This window comes from Flavobacterium sp. HJ-32-4, assembly GCF_022532105.1.
Classification (GTDB): Bacteria; Bacteroidota; Bacteroidia; order Flavobacteriales; family Flavobacteriaceae; genus Flavobacterium.
The window spans coordinates 663,425-681,379 of record NZ_CP092832.1; the positions used below are offsets into that span (position 1 = coordinate 663,425).

Consider the following 17,955-nt stretch of genomic DNA (forward strand, 5'->3'; position numbering starts at 1 on the left):
ATCAGGCTAGCATTAGCGCCGCTTTCGAAACGGCTTCGACCATGAGGTCGATTTCTTCTTTTGTGTTATAAAACGAGAATGAGGCGCGCACCGTACCCGGCACACAAAGGAAATCCATTACTGGCTGCGCACAATGGTGGCCTGTGCGCACGGCAATCCCCTTCTTATCAATGATCGCGCCAATATCATACGGATGTACCCCGTCGATATTAAACGAAATCACCGAGGCCTTGCGATCAAGGGATTTAGGTCCGTATAACACCACTCCTGGAATCTGCAATAGTTTTTCCGTTGCATACGCCAACAACTCCCGTTCCTGCTGTTGGATGGCATCAAAGCCCACTTCATTCAGGTAGTCGACCGCCGTGCCCAGCGCGATACCATCCGCTATATTGGGCGTTCCGGCTTCGAACTTGTGGGGTAAATCGGCATAGGTGGTTTTGGCAAACGTCACTTCGCGTATCATCTCGCCTCCTCCCTTATAAGGCGGCAATTTCTCAAGCCATTCCTTCTTCCCATATAAAATACCGACACCCGTAGGGCCGCACATCTTATGTCCGGAAAACGCGTAAAAGTCGCAGTCGAGATCCTGCACATCCGGGCGTAGGTGCGGAACCGCCTGGGCCCCATCAAGGAACACCGCGGCACCTACTGCATGGGCCTTCCGTGTCATGTCTTTCACCGGATTGATGGTGCCCAATGCATTTGAAATATGGTTAACGGCCACCAGTTTGGGATGTCCTTCCAGCAGTCGTTCGTATTCCGATTGAATGAGCTCACCATCCGCGTCCATAGGAATTACCTTCAACACGGCGCCGGTGCGCTCACACAGCATCTGCCACGGCACGATATTGCTGTGGTGCTCCATGGCCGACACTAAAATCGTGTCACCCGGACGGAGAAATGCGGTAAAACCGTTGGCTACCAGGTTAACCCCTTCGGTCGTGCCCGAGGTAAACAACACTTCACACTCAAGGGCGGCATTGAGGTGCCACTGGATCTTCCGTCGTGATGCTTCGTAGGCATCCGTCGCCAGTTGGCTCAGCGTGTGCACACCCCGGTGGATGTTGGCATTTATCTCGCGATAATAGGTTGAAATCGCATCAATCACCACCTGTGGCTTCTGCGAAGTGGCCCCGTTGTCAAAATAGACCAAGGGTTTTCCGTTCACCTTTTGGGAGAGCAAAGGGAAATCGGCGCGGATACGGCTGACATCAAACATCATTTGCATAGAATCATTCTATGCAAAGGTAGGTATTTTGCGCGGATGCAACGCCTCAACATCCCCTAACGATTCGTTATCTTTAGGACGAAAATCCTACCTGGTATGAAAAGCACCCATCGCAATCAAACGGATACGTTGGCACGCACACCCAAAAAAAGAAGGGCATCCAAAATCATCCGCTACGGCCTGCTCTCGCTCTTACTTCTCCTGGCGGTGGCCATGCTGTGGAATTACCCCAAACTCGACCTGATTTCGGGGTTTTCAGCCAAGAGTGTTGCGTCGGCCCACTTCCTTGACGGGCGATCGGTCGACAGCATCAGCCAAAGCGACAATGATATCGCCCTGGTGCGTTTGGCACGCAATGCGGTAGACGATGCCGGAAAGGCCGCTACATCGACTGTATTCGGACTCAAAGAGCGGAAAGCGGTGTTCCGGCCGGGGCTCGGTGCGGTATTAATCGACGATGACTTCGATGTCAATGCGCCTTATGACATGCCGCATCGCGCCCAACCCGACCTTACGACGCCCTTCCCTTACGGCAACGCGGAACCGAACGATACCGTTTTCCAAAACGTCGACTATCCCAAACTGGAAGCAGCGGTGGCGCGGGCCTTCGACAAATCGGGCCCAAAACTGAAACGGACGCGGGCAGTGTTGGTGGTCTATAAAGATCACATCCTGGCCGAACACTACGCGCCGGGCTTCACCAAGAAAAGCCGGATCTTGGGGTGGTCCATGACCAAAAGCATCACCGCCACCTATTTCGGTATCCTACAGAAACAGCGCAAAATCGACGTATTCGCACCGGCCCCGGTAGCCCAATGGCAAAAAGATGACCGCCGGAACATTACGGTCAACGACCTGTTGCATATGAATTCAGGACTGGCGTGGGAAGAAGATTATACAAAGATATCCGACGTCACCAAGATGCTCTTCCAGGCGCGCGACATGACGGCGGTACAGGCAGAAAAGGAAGCCGTGGCCGCGCCCGACACCAAATGGAACTATTCTTCCGGCACCAGCAACCTGTTGTCGGGCATCCTGCGGAAGCAATTTTCGTCCCAACAACAATACCTTGACTTTTGGTACGCCGCCCTCATCGACCGTATCGGGATGAACTCCATGCTCGTAGAAACCGACATGAGCGGCCATTTTGTAGGTTCGTCTTATGCCTGGGCCACCACACGCGACTGGGCGAAGTTCGGTCTTTTGTACCTCCACAAAGGGAAATGGCAGCGCGACCAGGTGTTCGATCCGTCATGGGTTGATTATGTTACGACGCCCACAACCGGTTCCGACGGCCGTTATGGTGCGCACTTCTGGCTCAACACCGGCGGGTATTATAAAGATGCGCCGCGCGACATGTATTCCGCCAATGGCTTCCAGGGACAACGGGTGTTCATCATTCCGTCGAAGGGATTGGTGATTGTGCGGCTCGGACTTACGGAAGACCCGGCTTTTGATTTCAACGGATTTGTGCGTGACATCGTCGCTTCGGTAAAATGAAAAGCGGCTGGGCCTTATTGCTGGTGACGACGGGGCTTTTCGCACAGCGGATACCCGTTCCGGAAGGATTGACACCCCTCGACTCAATCCGAGGCGATCTCGATAAAGACGGGCGGGACGAGCGGGTAATCGTGTATGAAACCGTACTTCCCGATTCGGTTTACGCCAGCGCCGACAGGAAACTCTGTGTGTACAAAAGCGAAGGCGGACGTTGGATGCTCTGGCAGGAATCCGACCAGGCTTTGATGGGAAGTCGGGATGGTGGGATGATGGGCGACCCATATGAGGGAATTGACATCAAAGCCAACACACTCCGCGTTACCCAATCGGGCGGCTCCAGTTGGAAATGGAGTGAAACGGACATCTATCGTTGGGATGGAACGGCCCTCCGCCTGATCGGACACACCAGTTACTTTGGACGGCCCTGCGACTACTTCTCCACATTTGATTATAACCTGTCGACGGGGAAAATCCATTACCGGCTTGACCCCGACCCGGATGGCTGCGAAGACGGCGCTTTCGAACCGCTGGAAGTCTACCACAAACAAAAAGAGACCTTCTATTTCAAAAGTCCCATCATCACCTTACAGGACCGCAGCGCACACGACGTGACCATTGTAACGCCGAAGTACAAAGTAGAGCTGCATCTCTGACGACCCGTTACGGGAAACCCGCAAAAAAAGTTAATTTTTGGCCTTACGGAGGCGACCCAATCGCGATGGAAATCCATCTTTCGTTACCTTTACCGGATGGAGATGGCCTATATACAAACCCCCTTGGGTGTCGCCCGGATCGAAGGAGACGCGGCGGGCATATCCGTTATTTCTATTTTGGATGAACCGCAGCCGGTTTCCAATGAAATCCCAGACGCATTGCAACAGGCCGTGACGGAGTTGACCGCTTATTTTGCTTCCGGGCGGCGTGATTTTACGTTTGCGCTTGCGCCGGACGGTACCGACTTCCAGAAACGCATCTGGCAGCTTCTCGCCGAAATTCCGTATGGCAAAACGGTCTCCTATCTCGACCTTGCCCGTCGGTTCGGCGACGAGAAAGCCATCCGTGCGGTGGCCGCCGCCAACGGAAAGAACCCGCTTTGGATCGTCGTCCCCTGCCACCGGGTGATTGGATCAGACGGATCACTCACCGGATACGCCGGCGGACTCTGGCGCAAAAAATGGTTGCTGGAGCACGAAAACCCCTCTGGCCAAACACGCTTATTCTAATATGAAGAAACTACTTGCACTGGCGCTTTTTAGCTGCGCTTACCTGTCGGCACAAGTCGACAAAAAACTGGTCGGAACCTGGGAATTCGTCAAGACCGACCTCGCGCAAACCGAGAAGGCCGGCCTGCATCCTTCCTACACCATCAAAGATTTCACGTTGGAACTATCGGCCTCAGGCGTCCTTCGCACAACCGAACTCCACCGCAGCATCACCGGCACCTGGACGCTTTCGGATACCGGTAACACCCTGGAAGCCGAACTTGAAACCGGACGATTGCTCACGCTTTCCATCCGCGACCTTACTTCCGACCAACTGACCATACAATACCGTAACGGCATACAGCTTTTGAAAAGAACCTCAGCCGCAGACCCTGCCGTTACGTCCCATCCATTGCCTAAAACCGTCGTCACGACTAACCAACAGGTCGCCGGAAGATGGAAAGCGTCCGCCATCACTATGGCCGACGGCACAAAAGTTCCGGCGTCGGACATGCCGGACATCCGTTTTGGTTTCCAGGGGGATGGAGCGCTGGAGGCCGTTTCGCAGGGACAGTCGGTAGCCGGTAACTGGCGCCTGGGTGCCCGCTCGTCTACCCTTTTGGCCAGCCTCAACGGTGAAACCATCGTCTTTTACGTGCTTTCCGCATCCGACGGGGCGATGACCCTGCGCGAAGGCCCGAAAGGCATGACCTTAGCGCTATCGCGTTTACCCTGACACTTTTTTTTACACGCCATGATAGATAAAATTCCACTCCACAACCTCCTTTTCCTCGACATCGAAACCGTCCCGCAGGCGGAAAACTACCAACAGCTCGACGCTGAAACCCAAGAGCTCTGGCAACAGAAAACCCAGTACCAGCGCCGGGATGAGTACACCCCGGAAGATTTTTACGATCGTGCCGGAATCTGGGCTGAATTCGGAAAGATCATCTGCATCTCAGCCGGCTATTTCGTGGTGAAAGGCGACATCCGGCATTTTCGGGTCACCTCTTTCATTGGGGAAGAGCGTAAGCTACTTAGCGATTTTGCCAACTTATTGAGCAACCATTTTTCAGGACCGCAGTACCTGCTGTGCGGACACAACTCTAAGGAGTTTGATATACCGTTTATCGCCCGACGCATGATCATCCACCAACTGCCCTTGCCCGACAAACTGCAGCTTTTCGGTAAGAAGCCGTGGGAAATTCCGCATCTCGACACCCTTGAACTCTGGAAGTTCGGCGATTATAAACATTATACGTCACTAAAGCTGCTGACCAAGATACTCGGCATCCCGTCATCGAAAGACGACATCGATGGTTCACAGGTGGGGCATGTGTATTATGTAGAGAACGACATCGACCGCATCGTAACCTATTGCGAGAAAGACGTGATAGCCGTGGCGCAGATCCTCTTGCGAATGCGGCGGGAAGAGCTGTTGATCGACGAGGAAATCCTGCATGTCTGATAAATTTTCGAACGGCGGCTCTTTCCGGCGTTCTGACTTTCCCTTACATTTACCAAAAAACCCGGTATGGTCTTAAGCAGGTTTTGGCTCGGCATCTTTATTTCCTCCATCGTCTTTATCTTCATCAGTCTTTTTACGGGAGGTAATTACACCCTTGATTTTCTTCTCAATGGAAAAAAGGACGACCCGATCCTGATTGCGGAGCACTACCGCAATGACCTGCCGAAATCCCTTCGCGACAGTCTGGTTCTCAGCGGGAAGGAAAAAGAGAAGACCTATGTCGTCAACCGTGACACACTCGACGCCGATACGACCTATGTGTATAAGAACAAAACCGTAAAAGTCTACAGCGGCGTCCAGAAATCGGACGGCCTGTTGCCGACGTGTAAGAATACGGTGCTCGACCTCATAATCCCACTGGTCGCGTATCTGGCCTTTTTCTGTGGCCTGATGCAGTTGCTGATCGACTCGGGCGCTTCTGAAAAACTCGCTCGGAAATTGAGTCCGGTTTTCGTGAAAGTGTTCCCTTCCGTTCCGAAAAACCACGAGTCTATTTCGTATATGACGCTGAATTTTGCCGCGAATTTCCTCGGGCTCGATTCAGCCGCGACTCCCTTCGGACTGAAGGCGATGCAAAGCCTCCAGGAGCTCAACCCGGATAAAGACCGAGCCAGCGATGCCCAGATCATGTTTATGTGCCTGCACGCGGCGGGCCTGACGTTGATTCCGACCTCTATCATCGGCTACCGGGCCGCCGAAAATGCTGCCAATCCGGCTGATGTGATGCTCCCGTGCATCATTACGTCGTTCGTGGGTACTATCGCCGCTTTCCTGATTGTGGGCATCCGCCAACGGGTCAACTTCTTTAACGGCGTGTTGCTTTCGGCCCTAATGGGTGTGATTGGGGCGATTGTCGGATTGCTGTACTACATCAATGGCCTTGACCTCATCGGGAAGAACGAATTTACATCGAACCTGTCGGCGCTGTTGCTAATCGGGATCATCGTGTTCACCTTACTGTTCGCGTGGCGGCATGAGAAGAAATTCACGGCACTTGACACGACGGTATTCGACTCGTTTGTGTCGGGCGCGCAAAACGGATTGAAGACGGGCATGACGATTTTTCCTTACGTACTCGGTATGCTGGTCGCCATTTCGCTTTTCAGGAACAGCGGTTTGTTCGAAATCATCAGCCACGGAATTTCGGTTGCGTTCGCTTCCATCGGTGTCAGCCCCGAAGTGACGGATTCACTTCCTGTGGCGATGCTGCGCCCCTTCAGTTCAGGTGGTTCGCGCGGCTTCATGATCGATGCGATGCGACAGGCCGGGCCTGATTCGTTTACGGGCCGATTGGTGTGTATCTTCCAATGCAGCGCCGAAACCACCTTCTACGTCATTGCGGTCTACTTTGGTTCGGTGAAGATCAAGGATACCCGCTATACACTTCCGACTATGTTGTTGGTGGACCTGATTTGCGTGGTGGCCGCGATTTTTGTGGCGGGGTGGTTTTTCTGATATGAAGAGTGGTCTGTACATCGCCTTTTCGGTTTTACTGCTGTCGTGTCGGCAAGACTCGGCCGTAAAGCCTGTTATGGAAGAGGCTCCTGTAATCATGGCCCCTACCCAGTTGCCCCCGGCTTCTGACACGCTTAGGTTCGAAAAACCTGCGCCGGGTGGTCCGGATGATATCCTGATTTATGTTTTGAAGGACGAGGAGGTTCCGGATAGGGGCCGCCTTCTCGACGTCCGATTCGATTTCCGCCTGAAAGGACATGTCGTGTATAGCGAACGGCTAAAGGTCGACGACAATCGGTCAGAGCGCGGCGAGTGGTACCTCTCGGAAGGTTATTTCGACTCAAAAGGTGACGGCGGCGATCCGCACATATTTGCCTTAAACTTTGGATACGGCGCCTGTGGCTACACACAAACGGTGTTTATCTACCATACGTCTAACGGCAAAATCCTGCCGTTTGACCGAATTGACTGGATGACAGACAGCGGTTACGGCGTGCGCCCCGCCTTTACACCTGTTTATGTAAACGGTGCTTTATCAGAAGTGGGTGGGTGTATGATTGAGGTGGAGCCCGACACGCTGGCCGCCAATGAGAACGGGGAACCCTTGCTGATTTCCTATCGCGATTCTGTATCCTATGAACTACGCAATCTCCGATGGACTAAGAAATATATAACAAAAAAGGAATCCCATACAGGCAAGAACACAGCAATTTCGAGACGTATTATGGAACCGAATAACATTTTTGACACCAAGACGAATGCACAACTGATCGCCCGTCTTTCCGGCCTGCGGGCCGCTACTGTGCCCCTGTGGGGCAAAATGAACGCTTCGCAAATGGTACTCCACTGCCAGAAACCACTGGATGTGGCGCTAGGGAATCTAACCCTCAAACCGGGACTACTTGGGTTTCTGTTTGGAAAATGGGCGAAAAACAAATTCCTGAAGGAACAGGGATTTGGGAAAAACAGTCCTACCGCACCGCAGTTTCGCGTGCCGGGGCATCCGGACTTTGAAGCAGAGAAAAACGTCTTACTCACATTGGTGAAACGTTTTGGAGAGGTCGGGCCCTCGGTGATTGCGAACAAGACCCATCCGTTTTTCGGACGTATGACCGATGCGGAATGGGGACAGTTACAGTACCTCCACCTCGATCATCACCTGAAGCAGTTCGGACTCTGACTATTTAAATAACAGCGGCAGGAACTCGGTAAGATACATCCGCCAGTTGGCCCAATTGTGGCCGCCTTCGCTTTCGCGGTAGGTATACTTGAAGTCAAGTGCGTCGAGTTTTTTGCGAAAATCCTGAAAGGGAGTATAGAGGAAGTCGGTCTTCCCCATTCCCATCCAATACAACTTATAGCCGTTGCGCTTTTGCAGCGCCAGCTTGTCGTCGAGGTTGGTATACAGTGACACGTTGCCGTTCTTTGGCTCGATGGTCGCCGCCGAGAAGAGTCCCATATAATCGAAAGTATCCGTATAATTCGCCGCTATATACAAGGTATGGAAGCCTCCCATTGACAGGCCCGCCAGGGCACGGCTTGACTTTTCGCGACGGATGCGGTAGTTGGTCTCGACAAACTTCATCAGGTCGCCGAAACTCTCTTCGAATTTGCCGTTGAACACATCCGGTCCGCCGAACTGTGGCACGTAGGGCACCGGCGATTTTCCGGGAACGGCCGCGTGGCTTGCGTGCCCATTCGTCATGACGACAATCATGGGTCGTGCTTCCTTCCGGGCAATAAGGTTGTCAATGATTTCGGCCGCGCGCCCGAGTTCCAACCACGCCTCTTCATCACCGCCTACACCATGCATGAGGTACAATACCGGATAATTGTCTTTTGATTGTTCGTAGCCCGGCGGAGTATACACCGACAAGCGTCGCTGTTCGCCGATAGTCGGCGCGTCGTACCAACGAAACGCTACCGTTCCGTGCGGTACGTTGCCCGTGCGATACAGGTCGGCGCGGCCACCCGGCACTATAAAGAAGTTCAGGACGTTCATGGCGTCACGCACCAGGTTCAGGTTTTTTGGGTCATGGGCCGGCACGCCGTCTACGATGAATTGGTAGCTGTACATTTCCGGCTCCAATGCGGTCGATGAGACTGACCAGATGCCCGAGGCGTCCTTTGTCATGTCGGCAGCGGCCCATTCGGGTTGGGTAAAGTTTCCGACTATCTTGACCGATTTGGCGTCAGGTGCCTGCAACCGGAAGGTCACCGTATGGTCGGCGGCGATTTCGGGTGATACGATCTCTTTTTGGTTCTGCGCCCAAAGCGGGAAAGCAAAAAGGCACATCAGGGCAAGGGTTTTCATACTAAACGGGAATAAAAAAGCCGGATACTTCCGGCCTAATATACGATTAATCGATGAGCATTTCGGGTATTTCCCCCTCGATAATGAGGTCGGCCTCGGTGGCTTTGATGATGTCTTCCACCGAAACACCCGGTGCCCTTTCGAGGAGTTTGAAGCCGTTGGGTGTAATTTCCAGGACGGCCAGTTCGGTGACGACTTTACGCACGCAGCCCACGCCCGTAAGCGGCAGGGTGCAGCGTTTGAGGATTTTCGATTCGCCTGCCTTGTTGACGTGCATCATTGCGACGATGATGTTTTCGGCTGACGCTACAAGGTCCATGGCGCCGCCCATTCCTTTGACCATTTTCCCGGGTATCTTCCAGTTGGCGATGTCGCCGTTTTCCGATACTTCCATCGCGCCGAGGATAGTCAGGTCGACCTTCTGGCTGCGGATCATCCCGAAACTGAAAGCCGAGTCGAAAAAACTGGCGCCCGGTAATGTAGTAATGGTTTGTTTACCTGCGTTGATGATATCCGCATCCTCTTCCCCTTCATACGGGAAAGGGCCCATGCCCAAAACGCCATTTTCACTCTGGAATTCAACCGAAATGTCGTGGCGTACGTAGTTGGCCACCAGCGTCGGGATTCCGATGCCCAGGTTGACGTAATAGCCGTCTTTTACCTCTTTCGCGATACGTTTCGCGATTTCTTCCTTACCCAGTGCCATTATTTCTTTCTTACGGTTCGTTGTTCGATGCGTTTTTCAAATCGTTCGCCTTTGAAGATCCGCTGCACCATAATGCCAGGAATGTGGATCTCGTTCGGGTCAAGGCTGCCCACCGGCAACAATTCCTCGACTTCCGCGATCGTGATTTTGGCGGCACCCGCCATCGGTGCGTTGAAATTGCGGGCGGTTCCTTTGAAGACCAGGTTACCGGCTTCATCCCCTTTCCACGCTTTTACAATCGAAAAGTCGGCCTTGTAGGCATGTTCGAGGATGTGCATCTTCCCGTTGAATTCGCGCGATTCTTTGCCTTCCGCCACTTCCGTTCCAAAACCGGCCGGCGTGTAAAAGGCGGGAATACCGGCCTGTGCCGCGCGGCATTTCTCAGCGAGTGTGCCCTGGGGCGTTAATTCGACTTCGAGTTCACCCGACAACATCTGGCGTTCGAATTCGGCGTTCTCGCCCACGTAAGACGAGATCATTTTCTTGATTTGTTTTTTCTGGAGGAGGAGTCCGAGACCGAAATCATCGACGCCTGCATTATTGGAAATACAGGTCAGGCCGCTGACGCCCATCTTCACCAGTTCGGCGATGCTGTTTTCGGGAATCCCACACAGCCCGAAGCCCCCGAGCATAATGGTCATGCCGTCCCCAATGCCTTGCAGCGCCTGGGTGACATTGTCTACTTTCTTGTTGATCATGATAATTGGATCGTGTATCGAAATCGATTGCGAATGTACGAAAATTGTATGAGGAAGCGAAGGTACATCCGGCACGAAACCGGTTACCTACGCACGGCTAAAACTTGAATTCTTCCGTGTCTTGCTCCTGGGTCTCAGGCGCGACGGTTTCGCCGCCTTCTGTATCGGTGGTGTCGACTTCCTTGGCGCGTTCGTAGCAATCGACTTTGATCGCGAGGCCGGCCGGTCGTTTGAACGGTTCCCGCGACACTTGCAATTCATCGTCGCCGTAGCATTTTTTCATATACATCGCCCAAATCGGAAGTGCCGCCGTAGCGCCCTGTCCGTAGGTAATTCCTTTGAAATGCGCCGCGCGGTCTTCGTTGCCGACCCAAACGCCGGTGACGAGGTTGGGCACCATACCCATGAACCAACCGTCTGACTGGTTCTGTGTCGTTCCCGTTTTACCCGCAATCGGGTTGGTAAAGACGTACGGATAGCCTGTAACCCGGTTGTAGCCATTTCCGCCGCCCTGTGTGCGCAGGCGGGCGCCTGAACCCGATTCGGTTACCCCTTCCAACAGTTTGATGACGGCATAGGCCACGTCTTTGCTTAGCACATCGTGGGTTTCACGAGCCGGCTTGTAAAGGACGACACCATTTTTATCTTCGATGCGGGCGATTACCTGTGGTTTGACATAGACACCTTCATTGGCAAACGTGCCATAGGCCGCTACCATGTCTTCAACCGTAATTTCCACCGCGCCGAGGGCGATCGACGGCTGGGCCGGAATCTCGCTGTGTACGCCCAGTTTGTGGGTCATTTCCACGACGGCCTCCGGACCTGTGCGGTCGATGAGTTTGGCCGATACGGTATTGATGGAAAGCGCCAGTGCCTTTTTAAGCGTCACCATGCCGCGGTATTCGCCGTTGGAGTTACTCGGTGTCCAGGTGGCCGTTACGTGGTGACGGCCTACCGGGATGGTGTGGGGCGAATCGAGTATGCTGTCGCAGGGTGACAGTCCGAGTTGTTCGATGGCCGTTGCATATACAAACGGCTTAAACGTCGAACCCACCTGCCGCGCACCTTGTGCTACGTGATCGTATTGGAAGTGTTTGTAGTTGATACCGCCCACCCATGCTTTTACGTCACCGTTGGCCGGGTCCATTGACATCAGGCCGGTTTGCAGGAAGCTTTTGTAGTAGCGGATCGAATCATTCGGTGTCATGATCGTATCGCGCTCGCCCTTCCAGGAAAAGACGGTCATTTTCGTCTTGCGGTTGAAGGAGGCGGTGATTTCGTCTTCCGATTTTCCGAGGTCTTCCTTCATGTGGCGCCATCTTTCGGAGCTTTTTCGGGCACGCGACATGAGTTTGTCTGTTTCCGCATCATTGAGGTTGCGGAACGGCGCATTTTTGTTGTCTTTCTGCTGCGAATCGAATTCTTCCTGCAGGTTCTTCAAGTGCGCTTCGACGGCCTCCTCGGCATACGTCTGCATGCGCGAATCGATGGTTACGTAGATCTTGAGTCCGTCACGGTAAATATCGTAGTCGCTTCCATCCGGTTTTTTGTTTTCCTGCGCCCATTTCTTCATGAAGTCGCGGAGATACTCGCGGAAATAGGTCGCCGTACCATCCTTATGCGTCTGTAAATGGAAATCGAGCTTGATGGGAAGCGCCTTCAGTTGGGCGCGTTGTGACGCCGTGATAACCTTCGCTTTTTCCATCTGCCCCAAAACCACGTCGCGGCGGTTTTTTACGCCTTCCGGGTTACGGATGGGATTGTAGAGGGAGGAATTCTTAAACATCCCCACCAACATGGCCGACTCATCGAGGGAAAGGTCTTTTGGCTCTTTGTTGAAGTAGGTTTTCGCGGCCGAGCGGATGCCCACGGCATAGTAACCGAAATCGTACTCGTTGAAATACATCGCGATGATTTCATTTTTGGTATACTGGCGCTCAAGACGAACGGCGATGATCCATTCCTTGATTTTCTGAATACCCCGCAGGACCGGATTGCGTGACCCTTCCCCGTGGAAGAGCATTTTCGCCAACTGTTGTGTCAGTGTACTCGCCCCTCCGGAGGTTCCGAGTGAGGTGACGGCACGCAGGGTGCCCCGTCCGTCGATTCCCGAATGCTCGTAGAAGCGCTCATCCTCCGTGGCCAAAAGTGTCTTCACCAAATGCGGCGGCAGGTCTTTGTATTTGACCGGTGTACGGTTTTCAATGGCAAAGGTTCCGATGACGACACCGTCCGATGAAATGATTTCGGTTGCCAGGTTCGACTCCGGATTCTCAAGTTGTTCGAACGACGGCATGTGACCCAGAAGACCCCATGACGCGAATAAAAACAGTAATACGATGAAAGCGGCAAAACCGCCGAAGAATTTCCAGAACAGACGGTTGAACTCGGCCAACGTCCGTTCTTTCTTCACCGAGGTCTTGACCTGGTTGAGTTTTTCTTTGACTTTCTGTACTGCCATATCATTTGATCGATTCGATCCGTAGGCCTACTTCGGTGATGCCCTCAAGTTCGGTGACGCCGTCTACCTTTCCTGTGGGACGCACCGCCTGCCGGATGCTGAATTTATACTCTCCTTTTAATGGGAAACGCACTTTTTCCTTGTAATACAACTTGTTTTCCTTGATGCTTGAGAAGCCATCACCCATGAGCGTCCCATCCGGATTCGCCATTGGGTACTCGAGTGTATCCACATGGGTCAGCCCGTCGGGTTGTTGCATCGCTACAATCAGGAACAGGTTGCTGAATTTATAGTCGTCGTTGTCGCGGATGTTCACGAACAGGTTGTAGGGATGCGTTGTGTCGTCCTGCCTGACGTTGAAGGTGACGACCGAGTCTTTGTGCCAGGCCGTTCCGACCGACTTATACTCGTCGAAAAAACGGGTATCATCGCACGATACGAACATCGTGGCGAGCACCATCAAGACAAGGCTAATTCTTAGGTTCATCACCACGGTTGTTGTTCTTCCTGCGGTTGTTTCGGTTGCGGTTACGTCCGTCGCGGTTACGGTTCGGGTTGTCATTCTTCTCGGTCGGATTTCCAGCCTGTGCCTGGGGCGGACGGTTGTTTTGTGGCCGTTCTCCCTGTGGCCGGCTTTGTTGTTGCGGCTTCGGCGGACGGGGTTCCTTACGCTCCGTTGCAACTACTGCCCCTTCAGGTCCCGATCCTTTTTTCTTGTTCGGGCGTTTTTTGCGGCGCGGCTGGTCAAAACGCGTCAGGCTTTCCTGTCCGACGGGGTTGCTGAACACCTTCTCCGGCGTTGGTGAAAGGTCTTCGGCATAGTCCTCTAACGACGAAACCTTCCGTTTCTGTTTGTTCTCCTCGATAATTTCTTTCACCTGCTCAATCCGCAGCACATGCCAGTTGGCGAAATTATCGGTATAGGCAAACCACATAAGCCCTTTGAAGATGTCTTGTTTCTGGCACACGGCCTCTCCTTTTTCGGTGTAAAGTCTTGTCTCCGAATCCGGGAAGCCTTTGAGCGCATCCATATAGGTGTCGAGCTCATAATTCAGGCAGCATTTCAGCTTCCCACACTGACCGGCCAGTTTTTGTGGGTTCAACGACAATTGCTGGTAGCGCGCCGCCGACGTATTCACGCTACGGAAATCGGTCAGCCAGGTCGAGCAACAAAGTTCGCGTCCGCACGATCCGATGCCGCCCAAACGCGAAGCTTCCTGACGGAAACCCACCTGGCGCATTTCGATTCGGATGCTGAATTCACGGGCGTATTCTTTGATGAGTTGCCGGAAATCGACACGGTCTTCCGCGGTATAATAGAACGTCGCTTTCGATCCGTCTCCCTGGAACTCGATGTCCGAAAGTTTCATCTGAAGTTTCAGGTAGATCGCAATCTCACGGGCCCTCACTTTCATCGGTTCTTCTTTCTCGCGCGCCGCGGCCCAGATATCGATATCCCGTTGGGATGCTTTCCGGTAAATTTTGGGAAGGTCGGGTGCATCAGGCTTCACACCTTTGCGTTTCATCTGCATCTTGACCAGTTCCCCTGTCAGCGATACGATGCCGATGTCGTGCCCCGGATGTGCCTCCGTAGCCACGATATCACCCATAGAAAGACTTAGTTTTTCGGTATTTCGGTAGAATTCCTTCCGCCCGTTCTTGAAGCGGATTTCCACGCCGTTGAACGGCTCATGTCCGCCCGGAAGGGTCATATTCGAAAGCCAGTCGAAGACCGCCAGTTTGTTGCAACTGTCGGTGCCACAGGCCCCTTTATTCTGGCAACCTTTGGGCGCGTCACCGCCGGAGGTTGAGCAACTAGCACATGCCATATGTTATATCGGATGCCGCGCGTGGCGGCTTGGGTTCGTAATAGAATCTTTAGCTGGTAAAGATAGTATTTTTCATCGAATGGAGGGAAAGACGCTACTTCGTGCGGACGCTAATGATCTTAACCGGACACGCCTGTGCGGCCCGAAGCGCTTTCTCAGCAGGATCCTCGCCCGAAAGCCGAACGGTATGGAAGCCTTTGGCATCGTGTGCGTGCAACAGCGTCGACTTTCCGTCTTTGCGCGACATGCGGAAAAGCTCGGGCGCCATTTCCTCGCAATAATTACAGCCAATGCACTTCGCGCGCTGCAGCGTGACAGTCGTCATGGGTTGGCCACGATTTTATAGAGTTTGTCGGAAGGGCGGATGCGAAACGGCAGCCGAAGCGCTACCAAATCGCCTTTCACGGCCTTGTCTTCGGGGCGGTCGTCTACAAAAATAGACTCCACGACATGTTCCTTCGCGCCAGTCGTGGGGCCGGTCACCAGCACCCGGTCGCCCGCGCGGAGGTCATAGGCTTCGACACGAAACGTACCCACAGATGCCTTCGGATAAAAATGATGCCCTTTTCCGATGTACACCTTTCGTTGGGTAGCAGCGGAACCCGAAACCGGACTCCACTCGCCGAGCTTCTGACCGAGGTAATACCCCGACCAAAACCCCCGGTTGTAGACGGTCGTCAGCGCTTCCATCCAGGCTTCTTTCTTTTCGGCTGAGAAGGTGCCGTCGTGCAGGCTGTCGAGTGCTTCGCGATACACCCGGGTAACGGTCGCTACATACTCAGGTGCACGACCGCGGCCTTCAATCTTGAGTACACGAACACCTGCTGCGGCTACCTGGTCGAGGAAATCAACCGTGCACAGGTCTTTGGGCGACATCATGTATTCGTTGTCGATTTCGATCTCGAAACCCGATTCCTGGTCGATTACGGTGTATTTCTTACGGCAGTTTTGCTTACACGCACCGCGGTTGGCCGAGGAATTGTGCGAGTGGAGACTCAGGTAACACTTGCCGGAAACGGCCATGCACAACGCGCCGTGGCCAAAAATTTCGATTTCGACAAGACGTTCGGACGGACCTTTGAGTTGTTCTTTCTCGATCTGTGCGGTGATGGCGGCTACCTGGCGAAGGCTGAGTTCGCGGCTCAAGACGATGGTATCGGCGAAAAGGCTATAGAACTTGACCGTTTCGAAATTCGTGACGTTGAGCTGCGTTGAAATATGGACTTCCATCCCGAAACTGCGCGCCGAGGCAATCACCGCCTGGTCTGACGCGATGACGGCTGTGACGCCAGCTTGTTTCGCCTCAGCCAGTATCGTTTTCACCACCGAAACATCGTGGTCGTAAATAATGGTGTTGAGCGTGAGGTAGCTGCGAACTCCTTTGGCTTCACAACGCCTTACAATTTCCGTTAGGTCGTCTATTGCGAAATTGGCGGTCGATCGGGCCCGCATATTTAATTGGTCGATACCGAAATAAACCGAATCAGCGCCATTGTCGAGCGCGGCCTGCAGCGACTCGAAATCGCCGGCAGGAGCCATAAGTTCCATCCTGTTCATGGGGCGCAGCTTTAGGCTTCTGACGGAACCACCCGATACAACTTGTCGGAAAGTCGGATGCGCGACGGCACTTTGAAGCTCACCAAATCACCCGGAACGGCTTGGGTGGCCGGGGCATCGTTTACGAACATCTCAGCGACGGTCAGATGCAGTTCGCCCGTGGTTGGGCCTGTAATCAGGATGTCGTCACCGGTGTTCAATGACCCCTCCTCTAAGCGAAACTGCCCGATGGACGGTTTCGGGAAAAAGTGGACACCTCGTCCGAGCAATACCTTCCGTATACGTGGCCGTTCGACTACCTTCGTCCGCGGATTGCGAACCGGCGCCTCTGCCACTGCCTGTTGCGGAACATTCCGGTAGGTCAACACTTCCGATTTTCCTTTCTTGAAAATCATATTGCCATTCTTGAGTCCGCGACGCATCGCTTTCTGCTCCGCCTCCGGCAGGTGGATGACCTCCGCGCAGGCGGTCGAACAGCAGCCTTCCATATTGGCGGCGCACTCCTCACACTGGATGAAAAGCAGGTGGCAGGCCTCATTGGCGCAATTGGTATGGGTGTCGCAGGGTTTTCCGCATTGATGGCAACTGGAAACAATGTCGTCTGTGATGCGTTCGCCTAAACGGTGGTCGAACACGAAGTTCTTCCCTATGAATTTACTTTCGAGTCCTTCTGTCTTGACCTGGCGCGTATATTCGATAATCCCGCCTTCCAACTGGTAGACATTCTCGAAGCCTTTGTGGCGGAAATAAGCCGAAGCCTTCTCACATCGGATGCCGCCGGTGCAGTACATCAGCAGGTTCTTGCCTTTTTTATGTTCGGCGAGTTGTTCTTCTATGATAGGAAGCGATTCGCGAAAGGTGTCCACATCCGGTTTGATGGCGCCCACAAAATGCCCGATTTCGCTTTCATAATGGTTGCGCATGTCGACCACGATGGTATCCGGATTGTCCATCATCGCATTGAATTCCGACGCTTTCAGGTGGATGCCTTTTGCGGTCACGTCGAAGGTTTCGTCGTTTAATCCGTCGGCCACGATCTTGTCGCGCACCTTGATGGTCAGCTTCAGGAACGAATGGTCGTCTTGTTCGACGGCGATATTAAGGCGGATGCCCTTCATGAAGTCGTAGGCCTCGAGCGTGTCGCGGAATTCGTAAAAATGATCGGCCGGCACCGACAATTGGGCGTTTATCCCTTCGTGGGCGACATAGATGCGGCCCAGCACTTCAAGCGGATCCCAGGCCAGGAACAGCGCATCGCGGAATTGTTTCGGATCTTCGATTTTGGCATACGCATAGAAAGACAGCGTGAGTCGCTGCTTGCCGGCATCGTCTATCATGGCGGCCCTTTCCTCTGCGCTTAACGTGTTGTACAGTTGCATGCTATAAACAGTTTACGTGAGAAAAAATGTGCGGCAAAGGTAACAAAAAAAGCAGAAGTGCCGCCGCATCCACACGGGCCCCGCAACCGCTTGCA

17 protein-coding genes are annotated in these 17,955 nt (G+C 53.5%); 7 read left to right on the forward strand and 10 right to left on the reverse strand.

The window, feature by feature from the left end:
- Nucleotide 1: 1 nt before the first annotated feature.
- The gene (locus tag MKO97_RS02540; RefSeq protein ID WP_241105489.1) at nucleotides 2–1,222 is read right to left on the reverse strand and encodes an aminotransferase class V-fold PLP-dependent enzyme; all 1,221 of its coding nucleotides are present in this window, start codon (nucleotides 1,220–1,222) and stop codon (nucleotides 2–4) included.
- A 222-nt stretch (nucleotides 1,223–1,444) separates the two neighbouring features.
- Between MKO97_RS02540 and MKO97_RS02545 the strand changes: the two genes are divergently transcribed.
- From MKO97_RS02545 to MKO97_RS02575, 7 genes are all read left to right on the forward strand, one after another.
- Nucleotides 1,445–2,731: a serine hydrolase gene (locus MKO97_RS02545; protein WP_241105490.1), complete on the forward strand. Its 1,287-nt coding sequence runs from the start codon at nucleotides 1,445–1,447 to the stop codon at nucleotides 2,729–2,731.
- On the forward strand, nucleotides 2,728–3,384 hold the full coding sequence (locus MKO97_RS02550) for a hypothetical protein (protein ID WP_241104503.1): 657 nt from the start codon (nucleotides 2,728–2,730) through the stop codon (nucleotides 3,382–3,384). Before MKO97_RS02545 ends, MKO97_RS02550 begins: the two co-directional genes overlap by 4 nt.
- 96 nt (nucleotides 3,385–3,480) lie before the next feature.
- The gene (locus MKO97_RS02555; RefSeq protein WP_241104504.1) at nucleotides 3,481–3,954 is read left to right on the forward strand and encodes a methylated-DNA--[protein]-cysteine S-methyltransferase; all 474 of its coding nucleotides are present in this window, start codon (nucleotides 3,481–3,483) and stop codon (nucleotides 3,952–3,954) included.
- 1 nt (nucleotide 3,955) lies between these two features.
- Nucleotides 3,956–4,669: a hypothetical protein gene (locus tag MKO97_RS02560; RefSeq protein ID WP_241104505.1), complete on the forward strand. Its 714-nt coding sequence runs from the start codon at nucleotides 3,956–3,958 to the stop codon at nucleotides 4,667–4,669.
- Nucleotides 4,670–4,687: 18 nt separating this feature from the next.
- Entirely contained in the window at nucleotides 4,688–5,401 is a 714-nt protein-coding gene (locus MKO97_RS02565) for a 3'-5' exonuclease (protein WP_241104506.1), read from the forward strand.
- 66 nt (nucleotides 5,402–5,467) lie between these two features.
- Nucleotides 5,468–6,916 (forward strand): nucleoside recognition domain-containing protein, encoded by a 1,449-nt coding sequence (locus tag MKO97_RS02570; RefSeq protein WP_241104507.1) that lies wholly within the window; start codon nucleotides 5,468–5,470, stop codon nucleotides 6,914–6,916.
- A 1-nt stretch (nucleotide 6,917) separates the two neighbouring features.
- Nucleotides 6,918–8,096, forward strand: a complete 1,179-nt coding sequence (locus MKO97_RS02575; protein ID WP_241104508.1) for a DUF1569 domain-containing protein — start codon at nucleotides 6,918–6,920, stop codon at nucleotides 8,094–8,096.
- Here the strand turns inward: MKO97_RS02575 and MKO97_RS02580 are convergent, their stop codons facing one another.
- The 9 genes from MKO97_RS02580 to MKO97_RS02620 all read right to left on the reverse strand — a co-directional run bounded on the left by MKO97_RS02580 (nucleotide 8,097) and on the right by MKO97_RS02620 (nucleotide 17,860).
- The gene (locus MKO97_RS02580) at nucleotides 8,097–9,230 is read right to left on the reverse strand and encodes an esterase (RefSeq protein WP_241104509.1); all 1,134 of its coding nucleotides are present in this window, start codon (nucleotides 9,228–9,230) and stop codon (nucleotides 8,097–8,099) included. It lies immediately after the preceding gene.
- A 46-nt stretch (nucleotides 9,231–9,276) separates the two neighbouring features.
- Nucleotides 9,277–9,936 (reverse strand): CoA transferase subunit B, encoded by a 660-nt coding sequence (locus MKO97_RS02585; RefSeq protein WP_241104510.1) that lies wholly within the window; start codon nucleotides 9,934–9,936, stop codon nucleotides 9,277–9,279.
- The gene (locus tag MKO97_RS02590; RefSeq protein ID WP_241104511.1) at nucleotides 9,936–10,634 is read right to left on the reverse strand and encodes a CoA transferase subunit A; all 699 of its coding nucleotides are present in this window, start codon (nucleotides 10,632–10,634) and stop codon (nucleotides 9,936–9,938) included. Before MKO97_RS02590 ends, MKO97_RS02585 begins: the two co-directional genes overlap by 1 nt.
- Before the next feature lie 97 nt (nucleotides 10,635–10,731).
- Complete coding sequence (locus tag MKO97_RS02595) at nucleotides 10,732–13,095, reverse strand: penicillin-binding protein 1A (RefSeq protein WP_241104512.1); 2,364 nt, start codon at nucleotides 13,093–13,095, stop codon at nucleotides 10,732–10,734.
- 1 nt (nucleotide 13,096) lies between these two features.
- Nucleotides 13,097–13,582, reverse strand: a complete 486-nt coding sequence (locus MKO97_RS02600) for a gliding motility lipoprotein GldH (RefSeq protein ID WP_241104513.1) — start codon at nucleotides 13,580–13,582, stop codon at nucleotides 13,097–13,099.
- On the reverse strand, nucleotides 13,566–14,924 hold the full coding sequence (locus MKO97_RS02605) for a regulatory iron-sulfur-containing complex subunit RicT (protein ID WP_241104514.1): 1,359 nt from the start codon (nucleotides 14,922–14,924) through the stop codon (nucleotides 13,566–13,568). Before MKO97_RS02605 ends, MKO97_RS02600 begins: the two co-directional genes overlap by 17 nt.
- 94 nt (nucleotides 14,925–15,018) lie before the next feature.
- Entirely contained in the window at nucleotides 15,019–15,249 is a 231-nt protein-coding gene (locus MKO97_RS02610; protein WP_241104515.1) for a ferredoxin, read from the reverse strand.
- Nucleotides 15,246–16,481: a U32 family peptidase gene (locus tag MKO97_RS02615; protein ID WP_241104516.1), complete on the reverse strand. Its 1,236-nt coding sequence runs from the start codon at nucleotides 16,479–16,481 to the stop codon at nucleotides 15,246–15,248. The genes MKO97_RS02610 and MKO97_RS02615 overlap by 4 nt, the downstream gene beginning before the upstream one ends.
- Nucleotides 16,482–16,492: 11 nt before the next feature.
- Nucleotides 16,493–17,860 (reverse strand): rhodanese-related sulfurtransferase, encoded by a 1,368-nt coding sequence (locus MKO97_RS02620; protein ID WP_241104517.1) that lies wholly within the window; start codon nucleotides 17,858–17,860, stop codon nucleotides 16,493–16,495.
- Nucleotides 17,861–17,955 lie beyond the last annotated feature (95 nt).

What these genes read in the sequence shown, in the direction of transcription:
- MKO97_RS02540 (WP_241105489.1), bottom strand. Translation starts at nt 1,222, where the DNA reads ATGTTTGATGTCAGCCGTATCCGCGCCGATTTCCCTTTGCTCTCCCAA.
- MKO97_RS02545 (WP_241105490.1), top strand. Translation starts at nt 1,445, where the DNA reads ATGCTGTGGAATTACCCCAAACTCGACCTGATTTCGGGGTTTTCAGCC.
- MKO97_RS02550 (WP_241104503.1), top strand. Translation starts at nt 2,728, where the DNA reads ATGAAAAGCGGCTGGGCCTTATTGCTGGTGACGACGGGGCTTTTCGCA.
- MKO97_RS02555 (WP_241104504.1), top strand. Translation starts at nt 3,481, where the DNA reads ATGGAGATGGCCTATATACAAACCCCCTTGGGTGTCGCCCGGATCGAA.
- MKO97_RS02560 (WP_241104505.1), top strand. Translation starts at nt 3,956, where the DNA reads ATGAAGAAACTACTTGCACTGGCGCTTTTTAGCTGCGCTTACCTGTCG.
- MKO97_RS02565 (WP_241104506.1), top strand. Translation starts at nt 4,688, where the DNA reads ATGATAGATAAAATTCCACTCCACAACCTCCTTTTCCTCGACATCGAA.
- MKO97_RS02570 (WP_241104507.1), top strand. Translation starts at nt 5,468, where the DNA reads ATGGTCTTAAGCAGGTTTTGGCTCGGCATCTTTATTTCCTCCATCGTC.
- MKO97_RS02575 (WP_241104508.1), top strand. Translation starts at nt 6,918, where the DNA reads ATGAAGAGTGGTCTGTACATCGCCTTTTCGGTTTTACTGCTGTCGTGT.
- MKO97_RS02580 (WP_241104509.1), bottom strand. Translation starts at nt 9,230, where the DNA reads ATGAAAACCCTTGCCCTGATGTGCCTTTTTGCTTTCCCGCTTTGGGCG.
- MKO97_RS02585 (WP_241104510.1), bottom strand. Translation starts at nt 9,936, where the DNA reads ATGGCACTGGGTAAGGAAGAAATCGCGAAACGTATCGCGAAAGAGGTA.
- MKO97_RS02590 (WP_241104511.1), bottom strand. Translation starts at nt 10,634, where the DNA reads ATGATCAACAAGAAAGTAGACAATGTCACCCAGGCGCTGCAAGGCATT.
- MKO97_RS02595 (WP_241104512.1), bottom strand. Translation starts at nt 13,095, where the DNA reads ATGGCAGTACAGAAAGTCAAAGAAAAACTCAACCAGGTCAAGACCTCG.
- MKO97_RS02600 (WP_241104513.1), bottom strand. Translation starts at nt 13,582, where the DNA reads ATGAACCTAAGAATTAGCCTTGTCTTGATGGTGCTCGCCACGATGTTC.
- MKO97_RS02605 (WP_241104514.1), bottom strand. Translation starts at nt 14,924, where the DNA reads ATGGCATGTGCTAGTTGCTCAACCTCCGGCGGTGACGCGCCCAAAGGT.
- MKO97_RS02610 (WP_241104515.1), bottom strand. Translation starts at nt 15,249, where the DNA reads ATGACGACTGTCACGCTGCAGCGCGCGAAGTGCATTGGCTGTAATTAT.
- MKO97_RS02615 (WP_241104516.1), bottom strand. Translation starts at nt 16,481, where the DNA reads ATGAACAGGATGGAACTTATGGCTCCTGCCGGCGATTTCGAGTCGCTG.
- MKO97_RS02620 (WP_241104517.1), bottom strand. Translation starts at nt 17,860, where the DNA reads ATGCAACTGTACAACACGTTAAGCGCAGAGGAAAGGGCCGCCATGATA.